This is a genomic window from Paenibacillus glycanilyticus (assembly GCF_030161375.1).
Classification (GTDB): Bacteria; Bacillota; Bacilli; order Paenibacillales; family Paenibacillaceae; genus Pristimantibacillus; species Pristimantibacillus glycanilyticus_B.
This window is the reverse complement of the sequence record NZ_BSSQ01000011.1, coordinates 136,651-161,909: the sequence shown is the minus strand read 5'-3', so window position 1 is coordinate 161,909 and position 25,259 is coordinate 136,651. Positions and strand designations below refer to the sequence as shown.

The following is a 25,259-nucleotide window of genomic DNA, read 5'->3' as shown; positions in this document are numbered from 1 at the left end:
GCTGCCAATGCAGCCCTAGGGAGGTTTCCCGCGTGAAAGCTGTTATCCTTGCCGGCGGACTCGGAAGCCGCCTATCCGAAGAAACGGTCTCCAAACCGAAGCCGATGGTCGAGATTGGCGGCAAGCCGATTTTATGGCATATTATGAAAATTTATTCGCATTTCGGCATTAACGATTTCATTATCGCAGCCGGATACAAGTCCTATTACATAAAAGAATACTTCATGAATTATTATCTTCATCAATCCGACGTGCACTTTGACCTGTCCGATAACCGGGTCACCTTGATGAATTCCAAAGCCGAACCTTGGAAGATTACCATCGTGGATACCGGGGAACATGCCATGACAGGCGGCAGACTGAAACGGCTAGCCCCTTATATCGGTGATGACGCCTTCTGTTTCACCTATGGCGACGGCGTCGGAGACATTCAGATCAGCGACCTAATCTCCCTGCACCAGAGCAAAGGCAAACTTGCTACCGTAACCGCCGTTAATCCCGGCATGCGGTACGGCATCTTGGAGATCGAAGATCAACAAGCCCTATCCTTCAAGGAGAAACCGCATCATGACAAGCATTGGATTAATGGCGGATTTTTTGTCCTGGAACCAAAGGTCATTGATTTGATCCGCGACGATGAAACGGTTTGGGAGCATGGACCTTTGGAATCGCTAGCTTCGTTTGGGGAATTAGCCGTCTATCAGCATCAGGGTTTCTGGCATCCGATGGATACGCTTAGAGACAAGAACAAGCTTAACGAGCTGTGGAACAAAGGAAATGCACCTTGGAAGGTGTGGAAATGATGAATCGATTCTGGTCTGGCAAAAAAGTGCTCGTCACCGGCCATACCGGCTTTAAAGGAAGTTGGTTATGCGCATGGCTGCAACATCTGGGCGCGGAAGTAACCGGCTTCTCTCTTCCCGCTTCCGAAGCGCCGAATCTGGCCGCTTGTCTATCGCTTGAACTCACTTCCGTTGAAGGAGATATTACAAATGCCGCTGCCGTGTCGAAGGCAATAACCGATCAGCAGCCCGATATCGTCTTCCATCTTGCCGCGCAAGCGCTTGTCCGGGCCAGCTATCAAGACCCGCTTGGCACGTTCTTGACCAATGCTTACGGTACGGCTGCTCTGCTGGATGCCTCGCGGCATTCACCTGCTACGAAAGTTATCGTTAACATTACGACGGATAAGGTCTATGAGAATAAAGAGACATTGTCCGGTTATACGGAAGAGGACCGGTTAGGCGGGTATGATGCATATAGCGCCAGTAAAGCCTGTTCGGAGTTAATCACCAGCAGTTATCGCGATGCCTTTCTTGCGCCGCTCGGCAAACGGGTGGTCACAGCGCGTGCAGGCAATGTAATCGGCGGCGGAGATTGGGCGCCCGACCGGATTGTCCCGGACCTTGTTCGCAGCATCACATCAGGACAATCGCCTGTTCTTCGGAATCCCCACGCAATCCGTCCTTGGCAACATGTGCTCGAGCCGCTGCATGGCTATCTCCTTCTGGCTGAAAAACTATGGGAAGACGAGAAGTTCGGGGGAGCGTGGAATTTCGGTCAAACTACGGGTCAAGGCATATCCGTAGGCGAATTGGCCTCCCGGCTCATCCGGCAATGGGGAAATCTCCCGCTATTTACCTATGACAACAGCGAGCAGCCGCATGAAACAAATACGCTGCTTCTTCAATCCGATAAAGCCCGGAATATGCTTGGCTGGCATTCCCGATTATCCTTTGACGAGACGATAGCTTGGACAAGTGACTGGTACCGCGCCTATTATAACGGAGAGAATATGAACGCTTTTACTCTCGGGCAAATCACGCAATACGAGCAGTTGGAGGTGAACTCTGTTGGCTGACACCTTGTGCCGATCTTGCGGCAATTCCCTTCGCCATTTGTTCGTTGATTTGCGGACTTCGCCCCTCTCCAACAACTTCCTCCGCCCGGAACAGTTAAATCAAGGAATACCTTATTATCCGCTGCGGGTATTTGTCTGCGAGATATGCCTGCTCGTTCAATTGGAACAATTCGAGTCGCCTCAAGACATCTTTGAAGAATACGCTTATTTCAGTTCTTATTCTTCCAGCTGGCTGGTCCATGCAAAAAACTACGTGGATACGATGATCCCCCGCTTGTCTTTGGATCACTCATCCTCGGTCGTAGAGATCGCAAGCAACGACGGTTATTTATTGCAGTATTTCCTCCCGCACAACATTCCGGTGCTCGGAATCGAGCCAGCCCGCAATATAGCTAAGCATGCGGAAGATAAAGGCATTTCGACCCTCTCTCAATTTTTCACGCTTGCTTTCGCCAAACAACTAGCCATGGAGCGTGGCAAAGCGGATCTCGTTATCGGCAATAACGTGCTTGCTCATGTTCCGGCCTTGCAGGATTTTGTCGCTGGCCTCAAAGAGCTGCTATCTCCCGAAGGCACCATTACGCTGGAATTCCCGCATCTGCTGCGATTAATGATAGACCGGCAATTCGATACGATTTACCATGAGCATTTCTCCTACTTTTCTCTTCTAAGCGTTTGTCATCTGTTTGAGAGGTATGGCTTAACGGTGTATGACGTGGAGCAATGGCCAACGCATGGCGGTTCTCTCCGCGTATTCGCAAGACATGCCGAGAATACCAAACAAGCCGTTACTCCACGCGTAACTGAAGTTATGCGCGAGGAAATTACTTACGGCCTTCAGGAAGTCAGTACCTATGCCCGCTTCCCGGAACAAGTAAAAACCGTCAAGGAACAGGTGTATCGGTTTTTGTTCCAGGCATCCCGCGAAGGCAAGCAAGTTGCCGCATACGGTGCACCCGCCAAAGGCAATACCCTGTTCAACTACTTAGGGGTTGGAACCGACTATATCCGTTATGCCGTGGATAAAAATCCGTATAAACAAGGCTTATATATGCCCGGCAGCCGGATCCCTATTTATGCCCCGGCTACCATTCAAGAGACAAAACCGGATTACATCCTCATTCTGCCTTGGAATTTAAAAGATGAAATCGAGCAGGAGCTACATTATACGCGGGAATGGGGCGCTAAACTCGTCGTTTGCATTCCTCAGCTTGTGATCTATTGAGAGGAGATGGGAAGCCTATGCGGTTTCATGAAACATCGCTTGAAGGCGTTTATTACATCGAGCCGGAGCAATTAACCGATAATCGAGGGTATTTTGCCAGGGCGTTCTGCCGTAATGCCTTCAAAGAACGGGGGCTTGAAGAAAACTTCCAGCAGTGGAGCATTTCGAGCAATATTCATCAAGGGACGATTCGGGGCATGCATTTTCAGAACCTCCCGTTCGCGGAATCCAAGATGATTCAATGCATACAAGGAAGTGTCTATGACGTTGTTGTTGATATTCGGAAAGGATCCAAAACCTATAAGCAATGGGAAGCCTTCAAGCTTAGCGGCGACAATCATCATATGCTTTATATTCCTCCCGGCTATGCCCATGGCTTTCAGACGTTAGAGCCCCATTCCACGTTGTATTACCATATGTCCGGCATCTATGACCCCAATGTTCAGAACGGTATCCGCTACGATGATTCTGCCTTCAACATTAGCTGGATTTACGATGATCCTGTCATTAGCGAGCGGGATGCCCATCTTGCGCCGTGGAGCGATGACTATGCACTTCATCTCTGAATCGGCGGCTATATCATCGTTATGCGATCTCGAAACCTCCAACCGAGGCAGCAAGTTGATCGTTGGCGAGCATTCGATGATCGATGCCTTTGTAAAAGTTAAGTTTGCGGGAGGATCGGGAGATATCGCCATTGGCCATCACGTGTTTATCAACTCCGGTACCGTCATATATTCAGGCAATGGCGTGCAGATTGGCGACAACGCGCTTATTGCGGCTAACTGCACCTTTGCTCCCGTTAATCATGCCTATCGGGACCGCAGCCGTTTAATCCGCGAACAAGGTTTCCTTCCCGGTAAAGGCGGGATCATCCTCGAAGAAGATGTATGGATCGGAGCGAACTGCGTGATTCTCGACGGGACCCACATCGGGAGAGGAGCCGTAATCGGAGCGGGGTCGCTAGTCCGGGGAACGCTCGAAGCTTACGGGATATATGCAGGCAATCCGCTAGAGCGGAGAGGAGCTCGTTCATGACGAAGAAAGCAACCGTAATCGGTGCAAGAGGTTTTGTCGGCTCCCATCTCGCAGCCCAGCTGAGCAAGAACGGATACGATGTGTATTGTCCGGAAAAAGTGGATCCCGATGTATACGCCAAGCCATTAGGCCATCTCTTCTATTGTGCCGGCATTACCTCCGATTTCCGTTCCAGGCCTTATGATGTCGTTGAAGCCCATACCGGCTACATAAGCAAGCTGCTTCGGTCTGCCGAGTTCGATTCCTTGCTGTATCTATCCACAACCAGGCTATACCACCGGGCGGAGTGTACGGATGAGGATGCCCCGCTCCTAGTCAATCCAAATGAACGCGAAGACATTTACGCCCTGTCAAAGCTGCTTGGCGAATCGGTCTGCCTGAACTCCGGCCGTGCCCATGTGCGCGTGGCAAGATTGTCCAACGTTGTTGGCGATGACTTCCGCTCCAGCAATTTTATTTATTCCGTCATGGACGATATTATAAGCCGAGGCGAAGTTACTTTGCATTCCACACTCGATTCGGAGAAGGATTATATTCGCATTGATGATGTCGTGGAGGCGCTTGTGCAAATTGCGCTAAACGGACAACATTTTATTTATAACGTGGCTAGCGGACATAATCTTGCGAATCAGCAGCTATTTGATGCTTGGGCACAAGTAATGCCGTTTGAGCTCAAGTTTGCTCCTGCCGCAGTCCGTTTCCGTTACCACCCCATCGCGATCCGGCGGATGAGAGAGGAATTTGGCTTTGAGCCATCTTCTTGCCTCCCTGCCATCAAGCAGCTGCTTGTTCACAAAAGTTTAAACCCGTAATTCGCATGACTCTTCTCTATTTGGTGCAACATTACCAATATTGGCTTCGTTATTATAGATGCTATAGCAAAATTACAAAACAAGAGGAGAGTCGTGCATGAAACGTAAATCATTTCTATTGCTAGCCCTATCCATACTGCTTGTCTTTACTTTGGGACAAACCGTATTTGCATTCAGCGATACGAGCAAAGATCCGAATAAAACCAAGATTGATTCCTTGCAGAAGCAAGGGCTCATCTCCGGCGAGAAAGGCGATAAGTTCAATTCCGAAGGGAAGTTGACCTACGCCGCTGGCGTGACGCTGCTCGTCAAAGCTTTTCATCTGAATATTGACAACATCCGTTTCATCAAAGAACCTAAAGTTTCCGATTACTACACGAATCTGAAAGACGATGCTTGGTACTCCCAGGCGTTCATCATTGCCCAGTACAATGGCCTCGAAGTACCTAAAGACGTCAAAGCCAACGATGCCATGACACGCGAGCAATTCGCCCACCATTTGTTCAAAGCCATTCTTAAGCAAGGCGATTATGCCTTCATCGAGATGTACATGACGCTGAATGACGAGAAAGACGTCAACAAAGATTATATGGACAGCGTTCAGAAGCTTCTCATCTCGAAGATCGCAACGCTTGATAGCAAAAACAACTTCTATCCGAAACAAGCCATTACCCGCAGCGCAGCGGCAGGTTGGCTGTACGACGGTCTCGAGTTTGTCCAAAAAACACCAACAACGCCGGTTGTTCAGCCGGTACAAGAGCTTAAGCTGACGGTTACTTCGGTGAACAAGGACATTAATAAAGTAACGGTAACCGGTCAAGCTCCGCATCCGGGTTACGGCCTGCGGATCACTTCCATCTCCTTCGTGGGAGATCAAGCTTTCGTCTCGGTCGAGACGGTCCAGCCCGATCCGGACAAAATGTATCCGCAAGTCATTACGGAAATCAGCGCATCGACCTATGTGGATGCCGCTTATAAGCCCGTGCTCGAATCCACTGAAGGCAGCGGCGTCTCTTCGGATATCGCGGTAAGCAGCCCGGCTCAAGCCAGCTAACGCAAGAAAGCCTCCTAACCATTCATCTATGGCTTAGGAGGCTTTCTTTATCTTTAATCTTCTTCCGGCTGTTCCGGCAGGAGCCAGTTAATCTCTTCGCTGCCAAGACGGCGCAAATGCTCATTTACTTTCGAGAACGGACGGCTGCCGAAAAAGCCTTTGCGCGCCGCTAGCGGACTAGGATGCGCCGATGCAATAACCGGATGCTTATCCGCATCAATAAATGCCGCTTTATCTTGGGCGTGCTTGCCCCAAAGCAGGAATACGACAGGCCTGTCGCGATCGTTCAAGCTCTGGATAATACGGCTTGTGAACCGTTCCCATCCAAGCTTCTGATGCGAGTTCGCTTGACCTTCCTCAACGGTTAGAACCGTATTCAGCAGCAACACCCCTTGCTTCGCCCAAGTCACAAGCGAACCATGCCGTGGAACCGGGCATCCGATATCTTCCTGCAGCTCTTTATAAATATTCCGCAGCGATGGCGGTATCGCGACGCCTTCCCTGACGGAGAAGCTTAGTCCATGCGCTTGCCCTGGTCCATGGTACGGATCCTGCCCAAGAATGACGACCTTCGTCTCACCGTAAGGCGTATATTGTAGTGCATTAAATATATGCTCGACCTTGGGATAAACGGTTGTCGTGCGATAATACTCATCCAGCTGCCCTTCCATCCGTTTGAAATACGGCTCGTCCATTTCGGGACGCAGCAGCCGTGCCCAATCATTAGTAAGCTTGAAATCCATCAATTGCGTTCCCCTTTATTTTCTCCCGAAATCCGCGCGGATTTCTCCCCATTCTTCCGTGTTCCATTTGACGACCTTATTCGAATACGTATTATGCCGCAGCCAATCGATCGCCCAATCCGCGAGCTCCCATATTTGCTTCGTTGAAGCGTCTCTAACAAGCGTTGACGCGATTTTCTTATTCCTTAACCAGCTTAACGCCGTTCTCGAATCGCTGTAAATCGTCCGGTTGCTTCCTTGCTTCTTAAGATAATCCAACGCGTGAACAACCGCGATGAACTCGCCTAGGTTATTCGTACCGTTAGGAATCGGTCCCACGTAGAATAAAATATCTCCCGTTTGCGTTTCGACGCCTTTGTATTCTACCGGCCCTGGATTGCCTCTGGTGCCAACGTCAACGGAGATGCTATCATAATCAATTTCCTGTTCTTCCGCTGCCGAAGACGTTGATTTCGAAGCGTATGAGGAGGTTTTGCCGCGCGCCGGCGATCCGGCAGCAGCAGTTGAGCTTTTCCCTTGTCCCCAATGGTTTTTCCAGCCTTCCTTATAGGCAGCTTCCGCTTTGTCTTTGGATTCAAAAGATTTGTATTTCGCTTCCGGGTATCCATTGACCTGTGCCTGGCACTCCGGCCAGCTCTTGTAGACGCCGGGCTGCTTGCCAACCCAAACGACATAATGTTTGCTTCCTGCCATCCATTAACCACCTTTACCTCGCATTGTCTATCTATTGTAATGGATTACGGGACAATCATCCATAGCGTCTACCGAATACCGAGAGTGAGCAATCGAATCAACGTAAAAACCCCTTTCATTGGCCATGGGACCAAGTGAAAGGGGTTTATCTTATAACGTTATGTAGTTCGAAAAAATGGTGCCGAGGACGGGAATCGAACCCGTACGGTGGTCACCCACCGCAGGATTTTAAGTCCTGTGCGTCTGCCAGTTCCGCCACCCCGGCATTTTTGTCTTGATGCTTCAAATGGTGGGCCCTGAGGGACTCGAACCCACGACCAATCGGTTATGAGCCGACCGCTCTAACCAACTGAGCTAAGGGCCCTCGATAAACGCTTAAGAGCGCGTTTCAGTCGAGTGGTTGGTTGCGGGGGCAGGATTTGAACCTGCGGCCTTCGGGTTATGAGCCCGACGAGCTACCGAGCTGCTCCACCCCGCGATATCCATTTGTTTAAGTCATCAAATTGAAATGGCGACATCAATTAATATACTATATGGCTATATATACAGTCAAGCATTTTTTCTCTTTCGAGGAAAAAAATATATTCGTCCCTTATTTGAGCATAATGTTGTGCCCTCTACAACATATGTTTAAATAAGGAAACGTACGCCATAACGGCCTTTTCTTGACTTGAAAACCTCGATCTCCTGTGGGCATTCATAACCATATACCCACCAGTCGTTCTCCATTCTTCTTACAAGACAGCCAGCCTGAAATTTGGTTTCGTATAACCGCACCCAATATATCCATCTCATAACGGATCCCTCCTCGCGATATATAATGCCCAAATTCGGTTAAATCAAGCAAATCGGGTATAATCAAATTATCGAAAAGGAGCTGATGAGCATGCTTTATGGTATTGCCGTATTTCCGTCACAAGCTGTGCAGGACTTTGCCAACAGCTGGCGCATTCGCCACGATCCGCATTATTCGATTATTCCGCCGCATATGACGGTGCGGGAGAAAGAAGAGCTTTCGGATATTCAGCTGCCGACGATTATCGAACATTTGCAGACGGTAGCCTCTGAGATGAAGCCGTTCCAGATTACATTTAACCGCGTCTCGTCCTTTTACCCTGCGAGCCACGTGCTATATTTGGCTCTTAAAGACCCAACGCCCATGATCCGGCTTCACGAAGCGGTATGCAGCGGACCACTCCATGTTCCGGCGCCTAACTTTGTCTACACGCCGCATGTGACCATCGGGCAAAACATGCCGCCAGATGAGCTCCATGACCTGTACGGCAATCTTAGGATGTCTTCAGTTAACTTAACTACCGAGATAGATCAGCTGCATCTGCTCCGCAAAACGGCAAGCGACATGTGGCATATCGATAAAACTTTTCTATTTGAAGGCTAACTTAGCACGAAGAAAGAAGCCCAGCGGAATATCCGCTGGGCTTCTTTCGCTTCTATCGCTTCCTGCAAGGAATCATCCTGCCGGTTCTGCTTCTACGGACGCGGCCGAATCGTCAAGCGGCCTAACGATTGGTCCGCCACCTTCACCGTTGCCGCCGTTCGGGTTCGTTTTTAACTTTTCCAGCACGGCGTTGCCTTTAGTCTCCCATTCCTGGAGCGCTTCCTTCGACGACATTTCCCCTTTGATCACCTTCTGGAACAATTCGTAACCTGGGGATTGCGCTTCCCAGATGCCTGGTTTATCGCGATTCAGCTTCTCCGTATCGGTCGATTGAGGCGGGATCGGCTTGAGCGTCGTAAACGCGTTAATGTTGTAATTCAGGCCGTTCTTCGGCTTCAAGTACTCTTTGCGCGCAACAAGCTCATACGAGCTGCGCGATTTCAGCTCTGCCCATTCGGCACCGTTCGTGAATTGAACGAAATCCCAAGCGTCATCCGGGTTTTGCGCCTTTGAGTTAATGCCCATCAGCTGGCTGAAATAGATATTGCCGCCAATGCCGGGTTTAGACGATTGCGTAGGCATCGTTACGACATCCCAATCAAACGGGTTGAAGTTCTTGATCTTGGAAGCATTGTTCATCGCATTGCTCAATTCGTTGATATAACCGTATTCGGCAATGGTCATCGCCACTTTGCCGTTCAAGAACATGTCGCCGCCAAGCGGGTTGTAAGAGTTAGGATCATCGGTCGAAATCTTTTGCTGCCATGCGCTCATATCTTCCTGGCTTGGCGAAATTTTTTGCTTGTACAGATCGGCAATCGTATTCCATACCGATTCCCATTGTTCGTTGTTGACGAGCATTTTCTCGCCTTTGTCATCCCACATCTTCAGCTGCAACGGAGCTGCGTACGTTTGGGAATCACTGAAGCCGTCGCCCGCCCAGCGGTTGATGGACAAACCGTATTTGCGGTCCGTGCCTTCGCCTTTGGCAACCAGCTTCGCCGTGTTGATTACGTCTTCCCAGGTCATGCCGTCTTTCGGAAGGTCAACGCCTGCATCGGCGAACAATTTTTTGTTGTAATACAAAGCGGAAGAGCTGAATGTAGGCGTCAAAGCATAAATATTGCCGCTGTCATCCGCAGATTTGATGCCATCGATAACAGTCGGTACGTAGTCTGTCAGATCGAATTTGCTCTTCTGGATGAGCGGATCAAGCTGCTGTAGGAGATTATCTTGGATCAGACGGCGCAGCATGCTGTAATCCAGAATAACCACGTCAACCGGATTGTCTCCGGTGAGCATTTCTTTCATTTTTGCAAACGGGTCCGGTTGTTTCGTGACGCCATCCGGATTAGGCGTATCGTAGCGCTGATCGTTGTAATCAATGGCGCTTACGATTTCGAAATCGATGTTCTTATGCATCATTTCATACGTATCCGTGTATTGTTGGCGGACATAAGATTCGTTGTCCGTTCCCCCGTACAATACGCCAAGCCGGAGCACGTGTTTTTCGGCCGTGCTTTCCGAGCCCTTGCTGCACGCCGCCAGAAGCGATGTGGTCATCATTAAGGATAACGATACAATAGCAGCTTTCGACGCCCATTTCCTCTTCATACGATTAACCCCCCAGTGATTTCGGCGGCGTAATGATAATCCGCTCGCCGTCAAATTCCATCGATGCTTTGTCTTTAATGTTGAGTGCGCTCAAATATTCTTTAGGTACCTGCAACCGGCCAACGCGATCCACGACTACATAAGCTTCATGAACGGCTTGAAGACCCTTCTCGTCCTGCTGCTCACCTCCACCGGGAATCATATTCGGATTGCGTTTCAGAAATTCGGTGCTTGTTAATCCGTCTCGTATCGCAACAACGCGGTCTACCTTGCCGGCTAGCGTAAGGTCGTGGGTAACGATAACGATCGTAACGCCAATCTCTTTATTGAGCTTTCGGAATATGCCCATGATTAGATCCGAGGTAGCCGTATCGACCGAACCGGTTGGCTCATCGGCAAGAAGTAGCTTAGGACGATTGCACAATGAGATGGCTATCGCAACGCGCTGCTGTTCGCCGCCGGAGAGTTGATGCAGCTTGTTGTGCATCCTCTCTTTCAGGCCTACCCATTCAAGCAGCTGCTTCGCGTAAGCCCGGTCTACCTTGCCGGACAACATCATCGGCATTTCGACGTTCTCCAAGGCTGTCAGATATGGCAACAGGTTGCGAGCATTGTTTTGCCAGATAAAGCCTACCGTTTCGCGTTTGTATTTCACCAATTCATCTTCCGAGATCTTGAGCAAATCCCAAGGTCCGACTTGAACGGAACCCGCGGAAGGGCGGTCTAGCCCGCCCAATATATTTAGCAGCGTCGACTTCCCGCTCCCGCTGTTGCCGATAATAGCCATTAACTCTCCATCTTCCACACGGAGGTTCAAGCCTTGCAGAGCGACAACTTCCAGATCATCGCTTTTGTAAATTTTGACGAGCCCTTCGCAAGAAATCATGATTGTTTAACGCTCCTCTCCCATTTTGACTGCTTGATGTACCCGCAGCCTGCGGATATGCAGGAAGAGCAGCATCGCTCCCGTCACCATCATAAATCCAACCACCGCGTACAGCTGATTCGTATCTTTGGAATCAAAGACGACCCGGAACGGCGGCACCGTATCTGCCACATTTTCCGCTGTCTGCAGGAATGGCAGGAAAATCAAACTCGTGATTTTGCCGATTAGAATCCCTAGTCCAATCGAAAGTCCAGCCGTGAACAGCTGCTCCAGGAGCAACATGCCGGTTAACTGCCTTCGCGATAAGCCCATAGCCCGCAATACGCCAAATTGTACGACGCGGCCCGATAGATTAAAGAACCAATACAGCACATATCCGGTCAAAGTGACTATGACGGATACGAGGAAGCCAAGGCTCAGAATCCCAAATACGCCGCCTCTTGTAGGAAGCTTGGATTGCGTGATCAGCTCTGAACGGACGTCGTTCACCTTCGCGATCTCGATGCCCGCCTTCTGCAGCTCTTCCACGATTGGAGCCAGTTTGGCTTCAGGCTTCATCTTGAGCCAAACCTCGTAAGGCATCATTGGAAGCTGGTCATAAAGATAATCCAGGTTCGTGATGACAAACGGCGATTGGTCCGGGTATTGCGTCGGCCAATAAGGAATAATGCCCACGATGACGAAATCAAGCTTGCCTTCCGTGAAGCCAACCGAGATGCTGTCTCCCAGCTCCAGCTGATATTTCTTAGCCACATTGGATGGTATTAGCGCTGCCTGCTCATACATGCCTAAATAATTAAGATAATAGTAGGGATGAATCGGGAATAGATCGTTCCGAAGCCAAGCGACCTTGGCAAAGTCAACGTTATCGATGCCCATTACCGTGCCTTGCCCGATTGACCGTTCCGCTACAACCACATTGCCTTTGGTCTGGAGAACTCGGGCTGCGGCCTCCACCCCTTCCAGCTTGCGGAAAATTTCAAATGGAGGTTCGTTATAAATGATCTTCGTCGGTACTGGCTGTTGGCCTCCGCCACCGCCGCCACCGCCGCCACCGCCGTTGCCGCCACCTCCTGAACCCCCATTGCCTCCATTGCCCCCGCCGTTGCCGTTATTTCCGTCATTCGGGCGAGTCACCTCAACCGTACCTTCCCACACCGTCTGAATGGTAACGTCCGAACCGTATTTGTACAACGTGCGTTCGGTAGAGTTCAAGTCGATGGTTCGCGCGGCGGATGCGTTATAGACGCCTAATCCAAGCGTCAGAATAAGGAGAATCATAAGCGGATAATACCCTTTGGAAGAACGCGACAGCTGCGTCAGCGTTAAATATAACGGTACCGGCAAGAACTTGCGTCCAAGCCAATTAAACAACTTAAGCAGCCAAGGAAATAACCGCAAACAGAATAGTCCAAGCGCAAAGATGGAAAGCGCCGGAACAAAAAAGAGAAACGGCTGCACGTTTAATTGATCCGTTGTCATTCCGGTCTGGAAGGACAACATTTGCCGTTCGTTGAACAAATACCAGCCATAACCGGCTACAGCCAGCAGCGCGACGTCCAGGAACCAGCGCTGCCATAATGGCCCGCGGTCCGAACGGGCAAGCTCTCTCTTGTAGCTGACAATCGAGGAACGCGCGTAGACGACTGCCGGAATAACGGTCGACAGCACGGCCAGCAGAACAGCAGCCGCACCCGCAATAATGGCTTCCGTCGAGAACCCTACCGGAATCGACTTGCGGTTAACGAAGGACAAGAAGCCGTCTGCGGAGCCGATGCTCTTCGCCATGAACCAGCCTATAAACGGACCTGCCGCTATCGCTACACTGCCAAGGATCAGTCCTTCGAGCAGATAGATCCATATAATCTGTCTCGTTCCCGCTCCCCTGCTTCGCAGGACGGCAATATCGCTTCGCTGCTTATCTAGCGACTGGCGGGCATTCATCGCTATAAAGTAAAATACCATCGCAATCATCGGAGCAGCGAGCGTAAATAACAAGGTCTGCAGTTGCAGGCTTTGCTTCTTGAATTCAATCAAGGTCGAAGCGAAAGAAATCTCCACTTTGGCCCCTTTCAGCTTCTGGTACAAATCGATATTTAACCGGTCCAGCGTTCGGCCAAGCGGCGACAATTGACTCGTCTTCACTTGGGACAAATCAAAAGCATAATACCAGCTTGCATTATTGACCGGAATGCCCGCCTTCTGAATCAGGGACCCCATAAACTCGTCTTCGCTGATCTGGAGCGTGTTCATAAGTCCTTCCAATCCCTGATACCAATAAGGATCGGTCTGATTAAGCGGCTTTACGACGCCGACAATTTTGACGCGAAGGGTAAGATCAAGTCCGCCGTAGACCGGATAATCAAGTATATCGCCGACATGAAGATCGTTGCGGTACATTCCCTCCTCCAGCATGACCGCTTCCAGCACATCGTCCGTACCTTCGGTATTCTTGAACCAGCGGCCTTGCGTCAATTCGGTTTTCCCTTCGAGATCGGCCATCGTCATAATCGTCATCTGGCGAATGCGGCTGGCATCCACCTTGCTAGGATCCTCCGGCACAACTTCTGCTCCGCGGATCGCGTAGCTTGAAATATTCGTTTGATAAGGGAAGCCGATTTTGCCCGGAACATCCTCTTTGATGAACCGCTCCAGCTCTTTCAAGGCAGCCGGATCGGTCTTCTCGCCCCCAGGCACCTGGTAACGCATAAGCAGGGAGCCGGCGGGGAGACCGTCGCTTTTCTCCTGCAAAGATTGGGCAACAACCCGCTTAAGCGCGCCATCGGCGTACATCGGGATACTAGTTGCAAAAGCAACGGCAAGAATAAGGCCGGCTAAGGTGCTAAGCGTAAGCCAGCGGGTATTCCACATTTTGCGAAATAGAAACCGGAATAATGGAATTCCCATAAGTTATTTACCTACAACTTTCTGGCCCGGCGTAAGTCCGCTAATGATTTCAACCTGCGTAGCCGTCTGCTGGCCGACCTCGACGTCTACCTCCCGCTTCCCTTCTGCATCAACGACCTGCACGTACGTTCTGGAACCGATCGTACGGAGCGTGGATGGCGGAATGACGACGACGTTTTCCTTGCGTTTCGTAATGACATTGATGGATAATGGCGTACCGCGGCTAATCGTTTTTGGCAAATTCTTTACCTCGATAATCATGAAATCTTCCGGCCGTTCTCTTGTTGGCTGACCGCCTCCGCCTCCTCCGCCGCTGGAATCGGATGTAGTTACCGGAAGTGCCTTGACGGTTCCTTTGAATTGTCCGGCATTGTTGATATCAACAACAACCGGCATGCCGGCGGAGATTTTAGCTTGATCGTCTTTCGTCAGTTTGGCTGCCGGGACCATCAAGCTTGTATCCGCAATGACGGCGATCGGATCGTAAGCCTTGATCAGATCCCCTTTCTGTACATTCAGCGTAACGACGGTTCCGCTAAACGGCGAGGTCAGCACCGAGCGGCTGATCTGCTCCTCCAGATCGTTAAGCGCCTGCTTCTTCTCCTCGAAGGCGATCGACTTCTCCTCGAACTCAATTGGATCCATCTCGTCCTTCATCTGCAGAGCTTCTTTCATTGCCGTCTCTTCTCTTCGGAAAGCCAGCTTCTGATTGCGAAGATCCTTCTGCATAAGTTCAACATCCAGCACGCCAATCGTCTGACCGGATTTCACCTGATCGCCGGCTTTGATGTTCAATTCCTTAAGACGCATCCCGTCTAGGGTAAAATACAGCGTCTCCTCCTGCTGCGAGATCATCTTCCCGATCACCTGCACCTTCGTCTCCAAAGTTGCCGTCGTCACTTCGTATTCCGGCTTCTTCGAGATTTGAGGCGGTGCGATGGACGGGAGCACTTCCTCTTCCGGTTCATCGGGCAAAAGCGAGCAGCCGCTTGTCATCAAGACCGCTGCCGCAATCATTACTGCCGCTGAGCGTTTATACAAATTTCCCGTCCACCATTTCATAGACATGATCGGCAACCTCCAAAATTGTAGGATCGTGTGTAGTCATGCAAATCGTAACTTGTTCGGTGCGAATTATATTTTGAAAGACCGCCATGATTTGTGCGGACATGTTCGAGTCGAGCTCGGCTGTCGGCTCATCCGCCAGCAGCAGGATCGGCTTGTGGGCAATGGCTTTCGCAATCGCAACGCGCTGCTGCTCGCCCCCGGACAGTTCAAAAGGACGATGGTGCATCCGTTTCTCAAGCCCCACCAGTTCAAGACAATAAGCGACCCTCTCCTTCCACTCCGAGCGAGGCGTCCCAGCCATTCGAAGCGATAACTCGACGTTCTCCCAAGCGGATAACAAAGGCATCAAGGCGAAGGCCTGAAATATAAATCCCATTTCCTTGCGCCGTATATGCGTGCGCTCGGTATCATTCAATTTGTGAAACGGCTTGCCATTGAACCAGATTTCGCCTTTGCTCGGCGTATCAAGTCCTCCGAGGCAGTTAAGCAGCGTTGTTTTACCAGAGCCGGACCTGCCCCGCAGCATAACCAGCTGACGCGGCATCAGCTCCATATGAAGTCCCTTCAGAACTCGCAGCGGCGCTCCGCCAGCTTGAAAAGTTCTCTCTACATCTACTACCGACAGCAACCTGGTGTTATGTAATTCCGTGTCTTTCTGCTCTTCGTCTACTCTATTTTCCTTGTCTGTTGCCGCCATGAACGGATGCGATACCTCCCATTTCTCTCTTTCATAATTCTCATCTAAATCGTTAGACGTATGACATTAAGAAAAAGTTCCAATGGAATGAAATATATTCTAAAAATATAAAAGCATCGTTCATTATGCCATTTAAACCGACATATGCACGATGCTTAATCTGTATTTCAATTAATATTAAACTTTAAAATAACCAACAGCCTCATTCAGCTCGCGGACAACCCCATTCAATTGGCTTGCGGCGGTTGCGATGCTTTCCATTAACGCGAGCTGTTCTTCGGTAGCCGCCGCAACATTTTCAGTGCGTGCGAGATTGGCTGCGGCCGAGGAAGCCGCTTGCTCCATCGACGCATTCACTTCTTCCGAGCTCGCCGACATTTGCTCCGTAATGGCCGAGTTTTCCTGAAGCTGTCCGGTCATATGGTCAATTGCCGTTACAATCAGCTCCAAGCTATGCTGAAGCTCTTCTACCCGGTTATTGCCGCGTTCTACTTCGTTCAACGTTTGCGCCATGAAGCTTGACGCGCTGGAAATTTCGCCTCTTGTCTCGCTTACTAGCTGATGAATGCCGTCCGCCGATTCCAGGGAGCTAGCCGCAAGCTTGCGGATTTCTCCCGCCACAATGGCAAAACCGCGTCCATGCTCGCCTGCTCTGGCTGCTTCGATTGACGCATTAAGCGACAATATATTGGTCTGATTCGCAAAAGCGGTAATATTCTCGGCAATGGCCCCTATTTGCTGGGAACGGGCTTCCAACGTCCCAATCATGTCCGACAACTGACCGATTACGTTTTTTACTTGAGCCATTTGGGCAATGACCCGATTCAGCGCTTCCTGCCCTTGGATGGCTTCACCCGAAGTCACTGTCGACTGCTCCGCTGAAGCGGACGTATTTTGCGCTAACCGCTGAATCCCGATGGCCATTTCTTCAATCGCTTTTGCCGTTTCCTCCGCGCTTCGCGCCTGGATTTCATTGCCGTGCGACACTTCCTGAATGTTAATCGCCACGTGCTGGGAGGCGGAAGCCGATTCGTCAGAAATAATCGTTAACTGCGAAGTAGAAGCACCTACGTTCTTTGAACTGGAAGAAATGGACGTAAGCAGCCTTTTCAATACGTCGATCGTATCATCTACGGAACGCAAGCTGTCGCCAAGCTCATCTTTGCTGTATTTCAGGCTTCTGTCAGCGGTTAAATTACCATCAGCGACCATTTTCATTCTTACCATCACGGTATTGACGGTACGCGAGATACTGCGAATTGTGAAATAGATAAGGATGACAAGCAAGAGGGTCGCGGCTCCCATCCCGATGTACGTGCCCGACTTGGAAGACTCCAGCTGCTGATTGCTATCGTCTATTTGCTGCTTCGCATATTGATCGAGCAAATTGCCGATATCATCAAGCCCGCTTCGAGCTTTCTCGAATTGCTCGTTGATCTCCTTATCCCGATCCGCAGCATCGCCCGACGTTATGGCGCTGTTCACCACTTCAGACCATCCGCTGAATGCGGTATTAAACTCCTGAATAAGCTGCATGATCGATTTTCCGTTCTCATTATGCACGTCCAGCAGCTCATTCGCTTCAAAAATCTCTCTCGCCGCATTCACCCGGTCTGACGCATCCTTCAGATTCGTGTTAAGCGTATCCTTCCATTCCGATTTGCTGCTGTCATCGAGATCGCCAAAAGCCAAATATTGATAAGCCGAATAGGCCTGATATAAATCACGGTCCGCATTAAGAATCAAAGAGGTTGAACGAGCGGATACACCGTACACTTCATCCGACATTGTCTTATTTGTTGCAATAAGCTCCGACATGGAATATAGACCTGAAAAAACATAAAAACAAAGCGGTATTACGCCAATTATCGCCAGCTTCCATTTTAAGTTGAATCTCATCTTTGTTCACTGCCCCTTTACCCCGTCTAAGTTGAAGGATTGCGCCTTATTAACTACATCGGTATTACGACATAATAAATAAACATAAATGACAAGAACTGTGTCGAATTCCATAAAAAAAGAGCAAGCCCGCTGAAGGGCTTGCTCTTTCATTTGCTTAAAAGGATATTTCTTAATTGCCGAATGCTTCCGGATTTGCGCGCCAAGATTGCAGCGTTGCGATATCTTCGTTTTGCACCTTGCCGATTTCAGCCGCTACTTCGATCAGCGCGCTGTAGTTCGACAATGTTTCAAGCGGCATATTTTCCGCTGCAAACGCGTTAGAAGCTTTCTCGAACTGGTAAGTGAAAATTGCCAGAACGGACAATACCTCCGCGCCTGCTTCGCGAACGGCCAGACCCGCTTTCAGCGAGCTGCCGCCAGTGGAGATCAGGTCCTCGATGACAACAACCTTTTGACCCGGATTGATACGGCCTTCGATTTGATTTTGCTTGCCGTGGCCTTTTGCTTTATCGCGGATATAAGCCATTGGCAGGTTCAGCTTTTGCGCTACCCATGCGGCATGCGGGATACCAGCCGTGGAAGTTCCGGCAATGACCTCTGCATCCGGGTAACGCTCGCGGATTACCGTTGCGAATCCTTCGGCAATCATGTCCCGGATTTCCGGGTATGTCATCGTCAAACGGTTATCGCAATAGATGGGCGATTTCAAACCGGATGTCCATGTAAACGGATCGTTTGGACGAAGCGCTACCGCTTCGATCTCCAACAGTTTGGATGCAATTGCGCGAGGCAATTCGGTTAATGTTACTGTGCTCATCGTTAAATCAGCTCCTCAATAATGGATTCTAATGCTTCACGCGGGTTTGCCGCAGCCGTAATTGGACGGCCGATAACCATATAATCCGTGCCTTGCGCAAGCGCTTCGCGCGGAGTCATGATTCGGGATTGATCATTAGTTGCAGCCCAAGTAGGACGAATGCCCGGAGTTACCGTCTGGAAGGAGGTGCCGCATGCCGCCTTAATTACTTCTACTTCCAGCGGCGATGCCACTACGCCATTCAGTCCAGCTTGTTTCGCCAGTTCCGCATAACGGACAACCGCTTGCTCCACCGAACCCGCTATGCCAATCTCTTCGTTCAATACCTTCACGCTAGTGCTTGTAAGCTGCGTTACGGCGATAATTGCCGGGCGTTCTTGTCCGCTCGCAAGCGCGGCTTCAGCGCCTTCAACAGCCGCTTCCATCATTGCTGCTCCACCGGCCGCATGAACGTTAAACATGTCCACGCCTAGCTTCGTTACGCTGTTCGAGCCGCCTTTTACCGTGTTCGGAATGTCATGCATCTTCACGTCGAGAAAAACGCGGTAGCCGCGTTTCTTCAAGTCTTCTACAAAAGTAGTTCCCGCCGCGTAAAAGAGCTGCATGCCCACCTTCATATAACATGGAATGCCTTCCAGTTCGCTGAGTAGCCGCTCGGCCGAAGCCGCATCCGCATAATCAAGGGCAACCATGACTTTGCCTGCCGCTTGTTCTCTTGTTAAACTCATCGCAATCAAAGTCTCCTTTCGCTTCTGAGGCCGAAATAAACGGCCATCCGCCGGCTTCGGCGGCAGAAGCTGCTATAGCTTCTGCCCCGAAAGCAACCGGCGCTGGCCGTGCTTTCTTGTATTCAATTACTTCTGAAGCACCGGCATTGGGCGCGAGGAGAAGTTGATCGATTCAAGCATGCCGAGCAAAGCGCGTACCGTATCAAGCGATGTCATACATACAACACCGTTCTCTACCGCTTCACGGCGAATCCGGAAGCCGTCGCGTTCAGGCGTTTTGCCCTTCGTAAGCGTATTGATCACGAATTGAGCTTCACCTTCGCGGATCAGATCAAGAATGTTTGGAGCGCCTTCGCTCAGCTTGTTCACGCGTCTTACGCGGAGGCCAGCTTCTTCGAGCGTGTCAGCCGTACCGCCGGTTGCAAGCACTTTGTAACCCAGTGCCGCAAAACCGCGGAGCAGTTCAGTCGCTTCTTCTTTGTCTTTGTCTGCTACCGTTACGATGATCGAACCGGACATTGGGATTTTCATGCCTGCACCGATAAGACCTTTATACAATGCTTTTGCATAATTCTCGTCGCGGCCCATAACTTCACCCGTCGATTTCATCTCCGGAGTCAAAGTCGGGTCAACGCGGCGAAGTTTCGCGAAGGAGAATACCGGTACTTTTACCGATACATAGCTATCTTCGCGCCAGAGACCGTCTACATAGCCAAGGTCAGCCAGTTTCGTGCCAAGAATCGCTTTAGTAGCCAGGTTCGCCATCGGCAGATCCGTTACTTTGCTCAGGAACGGAACCGTACGGGACGAACGCGGGTTAACTTCGATTACGTATACTTTTTCGTTATGGATAACGAATTGGATGTTTACAAGGCCAATTACTTTGAGCGCCTTAGCGATATTTACGGTGATGTCTACGATTTGGTTCTTGATATCGTCAGACAGCGACTGCGGTGGGTATACCGCGATCGAGTCGCCGGAGTGAACGCCAGCGCGTTCGATATGCTCCATAATACCCGGGATCAGAACGGTATCGCCGTCGCAGATAGCGTCAACTTCCGCTTCTTTGCCAAGCATGTAACGGTCAATCAGAACCGGGTGCTCCGGATTGATCTTAACCGCAACTTCCATGTAGCTCAGAAGTTCTTCGTCGGAGTATACGATCTCCATCGCGCGGCCACCAAGTACGTAGGACGGACGGACAAGTACCGGGTAACCGAGTTTTTGCGCCGTTTCAACCGCTTGGTCAACCGAAGTTACCGTGCTGCCTTCAGGCTGAGCAATGTTCAAGTTGCGAAGCAAAGCTTCGAACTTCTTGCGGTCTTCCGCCGTGTCGATGCTCTCGAGGCTCGAGCCAAGGATACGTACGCCGGCTTTCGTAAGCGGAGCTGCCAGGTTAATCGCCGTTTGACCGCCAAATTGAACGATTACGCCAATTGGCTTCTCTTGCTCGATTACGTTCATTACGTCCTCGAAGAAGAGCGGTTCGAAGTACAGACGGTCGGAAGTGCTGAAGTCCGTCGATACGGTCTCAGGGTTATTGTTGATAATAACCGCTTCGTAGCCTGCGTTCTGGATTGCCCATACCGCGTGAACCGTCGAGTAGTCGAACTCGATGCCTTGACCGATACGGATTGGACCGGAGCCAAGCACGAGAACTTTCTCTTTGTTTGATTCCGTTACTTCGTTTTCTGTTTCGTATGTCGAGTAGTAGTACGGTGTCGAAGCTTCAAATTCAGCCGCGCAAGTATCTACCATTTTGTATACCGGAGTGAAGCCAAGTTCTTTACGGAACGCGCGGATATCATGCTCGTTCGTATGGCTGCCGCTTGGGAATCCTTCTTTGCGGATTTCGGCAATCGAACGGTCCGAGAAGCCTTTGCGTTTCGCTTCATACAGGGTTTCAGGCGAAAGTGCTACTTCTCTGCGGATTTGATCTTCGAATTCAACGATGCCTTGGATTTTATCAAGGAACCACCAGTCGATCTTCGTCAGATCTTGAATATCCTGCAGCTTGTAACCGCGGCGGAATGCTTCCGCTACGAGGAACATCCGCTCGTCATCCGGCTTAGCCAGACGCGTTTGCAGAACGGCATCGTCAAGCGTAACCGCTTCTTTCAAGTGAATACGGTGCGTGCCGATCTCAAGCGAACGAACCGCTTTGTGCATCGACTCTTCGAATGTACGGCCGATCGCCATAACTTCGCCCGTAGCTTTCATTTGCGTGCCGAGCTTACGGTTCGCGTTAACGAACTTGTCGAACGGCCAACGTGGGATTTTCGATACGATATAGTCAAGGGTAGGCTCAAACATCGCGTATGTTTGGCCTGTAACCGGGTTAACGATTTCATCCAGCGTGTAGCCGATAGCGATCTTCGCAGCCATCTTCGCAATCGGGTAACCAGTTGCCTTGGACGCAAGCGCCGAGGAGCGGCTTACGCGGGGGTTAACTTCGATTACATAGTATTGGAAGCTGTGCGGATCCAGCGCGAACTGAACGTTACAGCCGCCTTCGATGTTGAGGGCGCGGATGATCTTAAGCGATGCCGAACGGAGCATTTGATACTCGCGGTCAGACAGCGTTTGGGAAGGCGCTACTACGATACTGTCGCCAGTATGTACGCCAACCGGGTCAAAGTTCTCCATGTTGCAGACAACGATACAGTTGTTGTTCGCGTCGCGCATAACTTCATACTCGACTTCTTTCATGCCGGCGATCGATTTCTCGACCAAACATTGGTTGATCGGGCTGTAACGGATACCCGAAGCAACCGTTTCGCGAAGCTCTTCTTCATTTCCGCAAATACCGCCGCCTGTACCGCCCAGCGTGTAAGCCGGACGAACGATGATCGGGTAGCCAATCTCGTTAGAGAAAGTAACCGCTTCTTCAACCGTAGTTACGATAACGCTCTCCGGTACCGGTTGTTCCAGTTCGCGCATCAGATCACGGAACAGGTCGCGGTCTTCCGCTTTCTCGATTGCAGTCAGCTGCGTGCCAAGAAGTTTAACGTTCTCTTGTTCCAGTACGCCAGCACGAGCAAGTTCAACGGCCATGTTCAGACCAGTCTGGCCGCCAAGTGTCGGCAAGAGGCCGTCTGGGCGCTCTTGGCGAATGATTTGGGATACGAAATCAAGCGTGATTGGTTCGATGTATACTTTGTCAGCCATGTTTGTATCCGTCATGATCGTAGCAGGGTTGCTGTTGATCAGTACGACTTCATAGCCTTCTTCTTTGAGCGCTTGGCAAGCTTGCGTGCCGGCATAGTCGAATTCTGCCGCTTGTCCGATGACGATTGGACCGGAGCCAATTACGAGAATCTTTTTGAGTTCATTATTTTTGGGCATATTGAAGTTCTCCTTTCAACGTTGCCGCCAGCACAGCTTGACGAGGTTTTTGCGGGTTGTTTTGTTTGTGTTCGCGGATCATCTCAAGGAATTCATCGAACAGGTAGCTGGAATCGAACGGACCTGGTGCTGCTTCCGGATGGTACTGCACCGAGAACGCTGGATATTTATTATGTTTCAGACCTTCAATGGTCTTGTCATTGTTATTGATGTGAGTAACGGTCAGTTCCTTGCTGTTGATCGAATCTTCAAGAACCGTGTAACCATGGTTCTGCGAAGTCACGTAGCAACGGCCGGTAGCCAGTTCTTTAACCGGGTGGTTGCCGCCGCGGTGACCGAACTTCAGTCTTGTCGTATCCGCGCCGCAAGCCAGAGCGAACAATTGGTGGCCAAGGCAGATACCGAAGATTGGAATTTCGCCGAGCAGTTCTTTGATCATTTGTACAGCGTACGGAACGTCTTTCGGATCCCCGGGGCCGTTAGACAGCTGAATGCCGTCAGGTGCAAGCTTGCGGATCTCGTCTGCAGTCGTGTTGTGCGGAACAACCACAACGTCGCAACCGCGCTCAGTCAGTTCGCGAAGAATACCGCTTTTTGCGCCGAAGTCTACAAGGACGATGCGCGGGCCAAAGCCCGGGCTCGAGAAGACGGATTTCGTGGATGTGCGAGCAACCTGATCCGTCATCAGCTGAATGCCGCCAAGACGTTCTTGAAGCTCTTCCACACGCTCAGTGCCCGTTGTAAGAACACCTTTCATCGTACCGTGCTGACGGAGAATACGAGTCAGCATCCGCGTGTCGATTCCGGTGATGCCCGGAATGTTGTATTCCTTCAGCAGATCGCCAAGGGAATATTGCGCGCGCCAGTTGCTTGGCACCGGCTCGTAACGGCGTACGACAAACCCGTGAATGCTTGGGCGGATAGACTCGAAGTCATCGCGCGAGATCCCGTAGTTGCCGATCAGCGGATATGTCATTGTAACGATTTGCCCGCAATAGGACGGATCGGACAATACTTCTTGGTAACCTGTAATCCCTGTATTAAAAACAACCTCACCAAACGTTTGCGCTTCCGCCCCGAATGATTGTCCGGTAAATAACGTCCCGTCTTCCAATAATAGTCTTGCTTGCATCCGTATCACTCCTCATCAGGTCTTCGTATGTTCTATTAGTTAGCGGATTCGTTATACACGACTTTGCCGTCAACAATTGTGGCTACTGTCCAGCCATGCAGCTTCCAGCCGCCAAATGGCGTGTTGTTGCTCTTCGACGCGAAGGTAGAAGGATCTACCGCACGCTCATTATCCAGATCAACGATTGTCAGATCGGCAGGCGCTCCCGCTTCAAGACGGCCGGTAGGAAGTCCGAATACGCGAGCAGGGTCAGCTGTCATCCGGTCGAGCAGGAAGCCCAGCGTCCATTTGCCGGTACGTACAAATTTCGTGTAGAGCAGTGGGAAAGCCGTCTCAAAGCCAACGATGCCAAACGGCGCAAGCTGCATGCCGCGAGCTTTCTCTTCCGCGCTATGCGGAGCGTGGTCGGTTACGACCATGTCGATCGTGCCGTCCTCAAGCGCTTCGATAACCGCTTCTACGTCGCGTGGCGTGCGGAGCGGCGGGTTCATTTTCCAGTTCGAATCCATTCCCGGAATATCTTCGTCCGACAGAATCAGGTGATGCGGGCACACTTCAGCCGTTACCCGAACGCCGATTTGCTTCGCAAGGCGAATCAGGCGAACCGATTGCTCGGTGCTAACGTGGCACACATGGTAATGAACGCCTGTCGCTTCGGACAGCAATACGTCGCGTCCTACATGGATCGCTTCCGATTCGTTCGGAATGCCTTTAATGCCATGCTTGCGGGAGAAGGAACCTTCGCTTACGTATAAGCCTTCAACCAGAGTGTTATCTTCGCAGTGCGCGATGATTGGCATGTTCATCGATTGCGCCAGCGTCATGGCGTCTTTCATCATTTGCGCGCTTTGCACGCCAACGCCGTCGTCGGTAAAGCCGATTGCGCCGGCTTCTTTCAAAGCCGCAAAGTCCGTCAGTTCGCGGCCCAGCTGGTTTTTCGTAATCGCTGCGTAAGGCAGAACCTTTACAACGCCTTCTGCCGCGTTTTTATCCAAAATGTATTTGACTGTTTCGGGCGTATCAACCGAAGGTCTTGTGTTTGGCATGCATGCGATTGTAGTAAAGCCGCCTTTAGCCGCGGATCTTGTTCCTGTCGCGATGTCTTCTTTATATTCGAAGCCCGGATCGCGAAGGTGGACGTGCATGTCGATGAAGCCTGCGGACACGAGTTTGCCCGTTGCATCGATTACTTCTGCCGAGCCCGTGTCCGGCGTTTGGCCGCCGTCAACGATTTCGGCAATTTGCTCGCCTTCGAGACGAATGTGTTTTTTTTGCAAGCTTCCAGAAGCTGTATCCCATACGTTACCGTTAATAATCCATACTGACATTGTTTTGTTC

Annotated in this window: 22 protein-coding genes and 3 tRNA genes; 8 read left to right on the top strand and 17 right to left on the bottom strand. The window is 50.7% G+C overall.

All coding sequences use genetic code 11. From position 1 onward, the window contains the following. Positions 1-32 precede the first annotated feature (32 nt). The 7 genes from rfbF (at position 33) to QQK89_RS13285 (ending at position 5,990) form a co-directional block, all read left to right on the top strand. Positions 33-803: a glucose-1-phosphate cytidylyltransferase gene (gene rfbF, locus QQK89_RS13315; protein WP_284239053.1), complete on the top strand. Its 771-nt coding sequence runs from the start codon at positions 33-35 to the stop codon at positions 801-803. After that, positions 800-1,861, top strand: a complete 1,062-nt coding sequence (rfbG, locus tag QQK89_RS13310; protein ID WP_284239052.1) for a CDP-glucose 4,6-dehydratase — start codon at positions 800-802, stop codon at positions 1,859-1,861. Before rfbF ends, rfbG begins: the two co-directional genes overlap by 4 nt. Then, complete coding sequence (locus tag QQK89_RS13305) at positions 1,854-3,086, top strand: class I SAM-dependent methyltransferase (RefSeq protein ID WP_284239051.1); 1,233 nt, start codon at positions 1,854-1,856, stop codon at positions 3,084-3,086. Before rfbG ends, QQK89_RS13305 begins: the two co-directional genes overlap by 8 nt. 17 nt (positions 3,087-3,103) lie before the next feature. Then, the gene (rfbC, locus tag QQK89_RS13300; RefSeq protein WP_284239050.1) at positions 3,104-3,652 is read left to right on the top strand and encodes a dTDP-4-dehydrorhamnose 3,5-epimerase; all 549 of its coding nucleotides are present in this window, start codon (positions 3,104-3,106) and stop codon (positions 3,650-3,652) included. Then, the gene (locus QQK89_RS13295; protein ID WP_284239049.1) at positions 3,636-4,124 is read left to right on the top strand and encodes an acyltransferase; all 489 of its coding nucleotides are present in this window, start codon (positions 3,636-3,638) and stop codon (positions 4,122-4,124) included. The genes rfbC and QQK89_RS13295 overlap by 17 nt, the downstream gene beginning before the upstream one ends. Further along, positions 4,121-4,936, top strand: coding sequence for an NAD-dependent epimerase/dehydratase family protein (locus QQK89_RS13290; RefSeq protein WP_284239048.1), 816 nt, complete (start codon positions 4,121-4,123; stop codon positions 4,934-4,936). Before QQK89_RS13295 ends, QQK89_RS13290 begins: the two co-directional genes overlap by 4 nt. A gap of 97 nt (positions 4,937-5,033) precedes the next feature. Beyond that, entirely contained in the window at positions 5,034-5,990 is a 957-nt protein-coding gene (locus tag QQK89_RS13285) for an S-layer homology domain-containing protein (RefSeq protein ID WP_284239047.1), read from the top strand. A 53-nt stretch (positions 5,991-6,043) separates the two neighbouring features. On the opposite strand, the gene QQK89_RS13280 is transcribed toward QQK89_RS13285, so the two are convergent. From QQK89_RS13280 to QQK89_RS13255, 6 genes are all read right to left on the bottom strand, one after another. Beyond that, the gene (locus QQK89_RS13280; protein WP_284239046.1) at positions 6,044-6,733 is read right to left on the bottom strand and encodes a uracil-DNA glycosylase; all 690 of its coding nucleotides are present in this window, start codon (positions 6,731-6,733) and stop codon (positions 6,044-6,046) included. 15 nt (positions 6,734-6,748) lie between these two features. Beyond that, positions 6,749-7,426: a ribonuclease H gene (rnhA, locus tag QQK89_RS13275; protein ID WP_284239045.1), complete on the bottom strand. Its 678-nt coding sequence runs from the start codon at positions 7,424-7,426 to the stop codon at positions 6,749-6,751. A gap of 176 nt (positions 7,427-7,602) precedes the next feature. Beyond that, positions 7,603-7,691 (bottom strand) — tRNA-Leu (locus QQK89_RS13270). Positions 7,692-7,713: 22 nt separating this feature from the next. Continuing rightward, positions 7,714-7,790: transfer RNA gene (locus QQK89_RS13265), tRNA-Ile, on the bottom strand. Between the two features lie 37 nt (positions 7,791-7,827). Continuing rightward, positions 7,828-7,904: transfer RNA gene (locus tag QQK89_RS13260), tRNA-Met, on the bottom strand. A 152-nt stretch (positions 7,905-8,056) separates the two neighbouring features. Then, positions 8,057-8,221, bottom strand: coding sequence for a hypothetical protein (locus tag QQK89_RS13255; protein WP_284239044.1), 165 nt, complete (start codon positions 8,219-8,221; stop codon positions 8,057-8,059). A 91-nt stretch (positions 8,222-8,312) separates the two neighbouring features. Here QQK89_RS13255 and QQK89_RS13250 point away from each other — a divergent pair, with 91 nt between their 5' ends. Further along, a complete protein-coding gene (locus QQK89_RS13250; protein WP_284239043.1) occupies positions 8,313-8,825 on the top strand; it encodes a 2'-5' RNA ligase family protein in 513 nt (170 codons plus the stop codon). A gap of 72 nt (positions 8,826-8,897) precedes the next feature. Here the strand turns inward: QQK89_RS13250 and QQK89_RS13245 are convergent, their stop codons facing one another. From QQK89_RS13245 to QQK89_RS13195, 11 genes are all read right to left on the bottom strand, one after another. Then, the gene (locus QQK89_RS13245; RefSeq protein ID WP_284239042.1) at positions 8,898-10,439 is read right to left on the bottom strand and encodes an ABC transporter substrate-binding protein; all 1,542 of its coding nucleotides are present in this window, start codon (positions 10,437-10,439) and stop codon (positions 8,898-8,900) included. A 4-nt stretch (positions 10,440-10,443) separates the two neighbouring features. Next, positions 10,444-11,325: an ABC transporter ATP-binding protein gene (locus QQK89_RS13240; protein WP_284239041.1), complete on the bottom strand. Its 882-nt coding sequence runs from the start codon at positions 11,323-11,325 to the stop codon at positions 10,444-10,446. A 6-nt stretch (positions 11,326-11,331) separates the two neighbouring features. Next, the gene (locus QQK89_RS13235) at positions 11,332-14,232 is read right to left on the bottom strand and encodes an ABC transporter permease (RefSeq protein ID WP_284239040.1); all 2,901 of its coding nucleotides are present in this window, start codon (positions 14,230-14,232) and stop codon (positions 11,332-11,334) included. A gap of 3 nt (positions 14,233-14,235) precedes the next feature. After that, the gene (locus QQK89_RS13230; RefSeq protein ID WP_284239039.1) at positions 14,236-15,300 is read right to left on the bottom strand and encodes an efflux RND transporter periplasmic adaptor subunit; all 1,065 of its coding nucleotides are present in this window, start codon (positions 15,298-15,300) and stop codon (positions 14,236-14,238) included. Next, positions 15,266-15,997 carry an ABC transporter ATP-binding protein gene (locus tag QQK89_RS13225; protein ID WP_284239038.1) on the bottom strand — a complete coding sequence of 244 codons (732 nt, stop codon included), beginning with the start codon at positions 15,995-15,997 and terminating at the stop codon, positions 15,266-15,268. Before QQK89_RS13225 ends, QQK89_RS13230 begins: the two co-directional genes overlap by 35 nt. 177 nt (positions 15,998-16,174) lie before the next feature. Then, positions 16,175-17,896, bottom strand: coding sequence for a methyl-accepting chemotaxis protein (locus QQK89_RS13220; RefSeq protein ID WP_284239037.1), 1,722 nt, complete (start codon positions 17,894-17,896; stop codon positions 16,175-16,177). 172 nt (positions 17,897-18,068) lie between these two features. Then, positions 18,069-18,716 carry an orotate phosphoribosyltransferase gene (pyrE, locus tag QQK89_RS13215; RefSeq protein WP_284239036.1) on the bottom strand — a complete coding sequence of 216 codons (648 nt, stop codon included), beginning with the start codon at positions 18,714-18,716 and terminating at the stop codon, positions 18,069-18,071. Between the two features lie 2 nt (positions 18,717-18,718). Then, the gene (gene pyrF / locus QQK89_RS13210) at positions 18,719-19,444 is read right to left on the bottom strand and encodes an orotidine-5'-phosphate decarboxylase (RefSeq protein WP_284239035.1); all 726 of its coding nucleotides are present in this window, start codon (positions 19,442-19,444) and stop codon (positions 18,719-18,721) included. Positions 19,445-19,570: 126 nt separating this feature from the next. Continuing rightward, on the bottom strand, positions 19,571-22,789 hold the full coding sequence (carB, locus tag QQK89_RS13205; protein ID WP_284239034.1) for a carbamoyl-phosphate synthase large subunit: 3,219 nt from the start codon (positions 22,787-22,789) through the stop codon (positions 19,571-19,573). After that, positions 22,776-23,921, bottom strand: coding sequence for a carbamoyl phosphate synthase small subunit (locus QQK89_RS13200; protein WP_015845432.1), 1,146 nt, complete (start codon positions 23,919-23,921; stop codon positions 22,776-22,778). Before QQK89_RS13200 ends, carB begins: the two co-directional genes overlap by 14 nt. A gap of 35 nt (positions 23,922-23,956) precedes the next feature. After that, positions 23,957-25,249 carry a dihydroorotase gene (locus tag QQK89_RS13195; protein WP_284239033.1) on the bottom strand — a complete coding sequence of 431 codons (1,293 nt, stop codon included), beginning with the start codon at positions 25,247-25,249 and terminating at the stop codon, positions 23,957-23,959. Positions 25,250-25,259 lie beyond the last annotated feature (10 nt).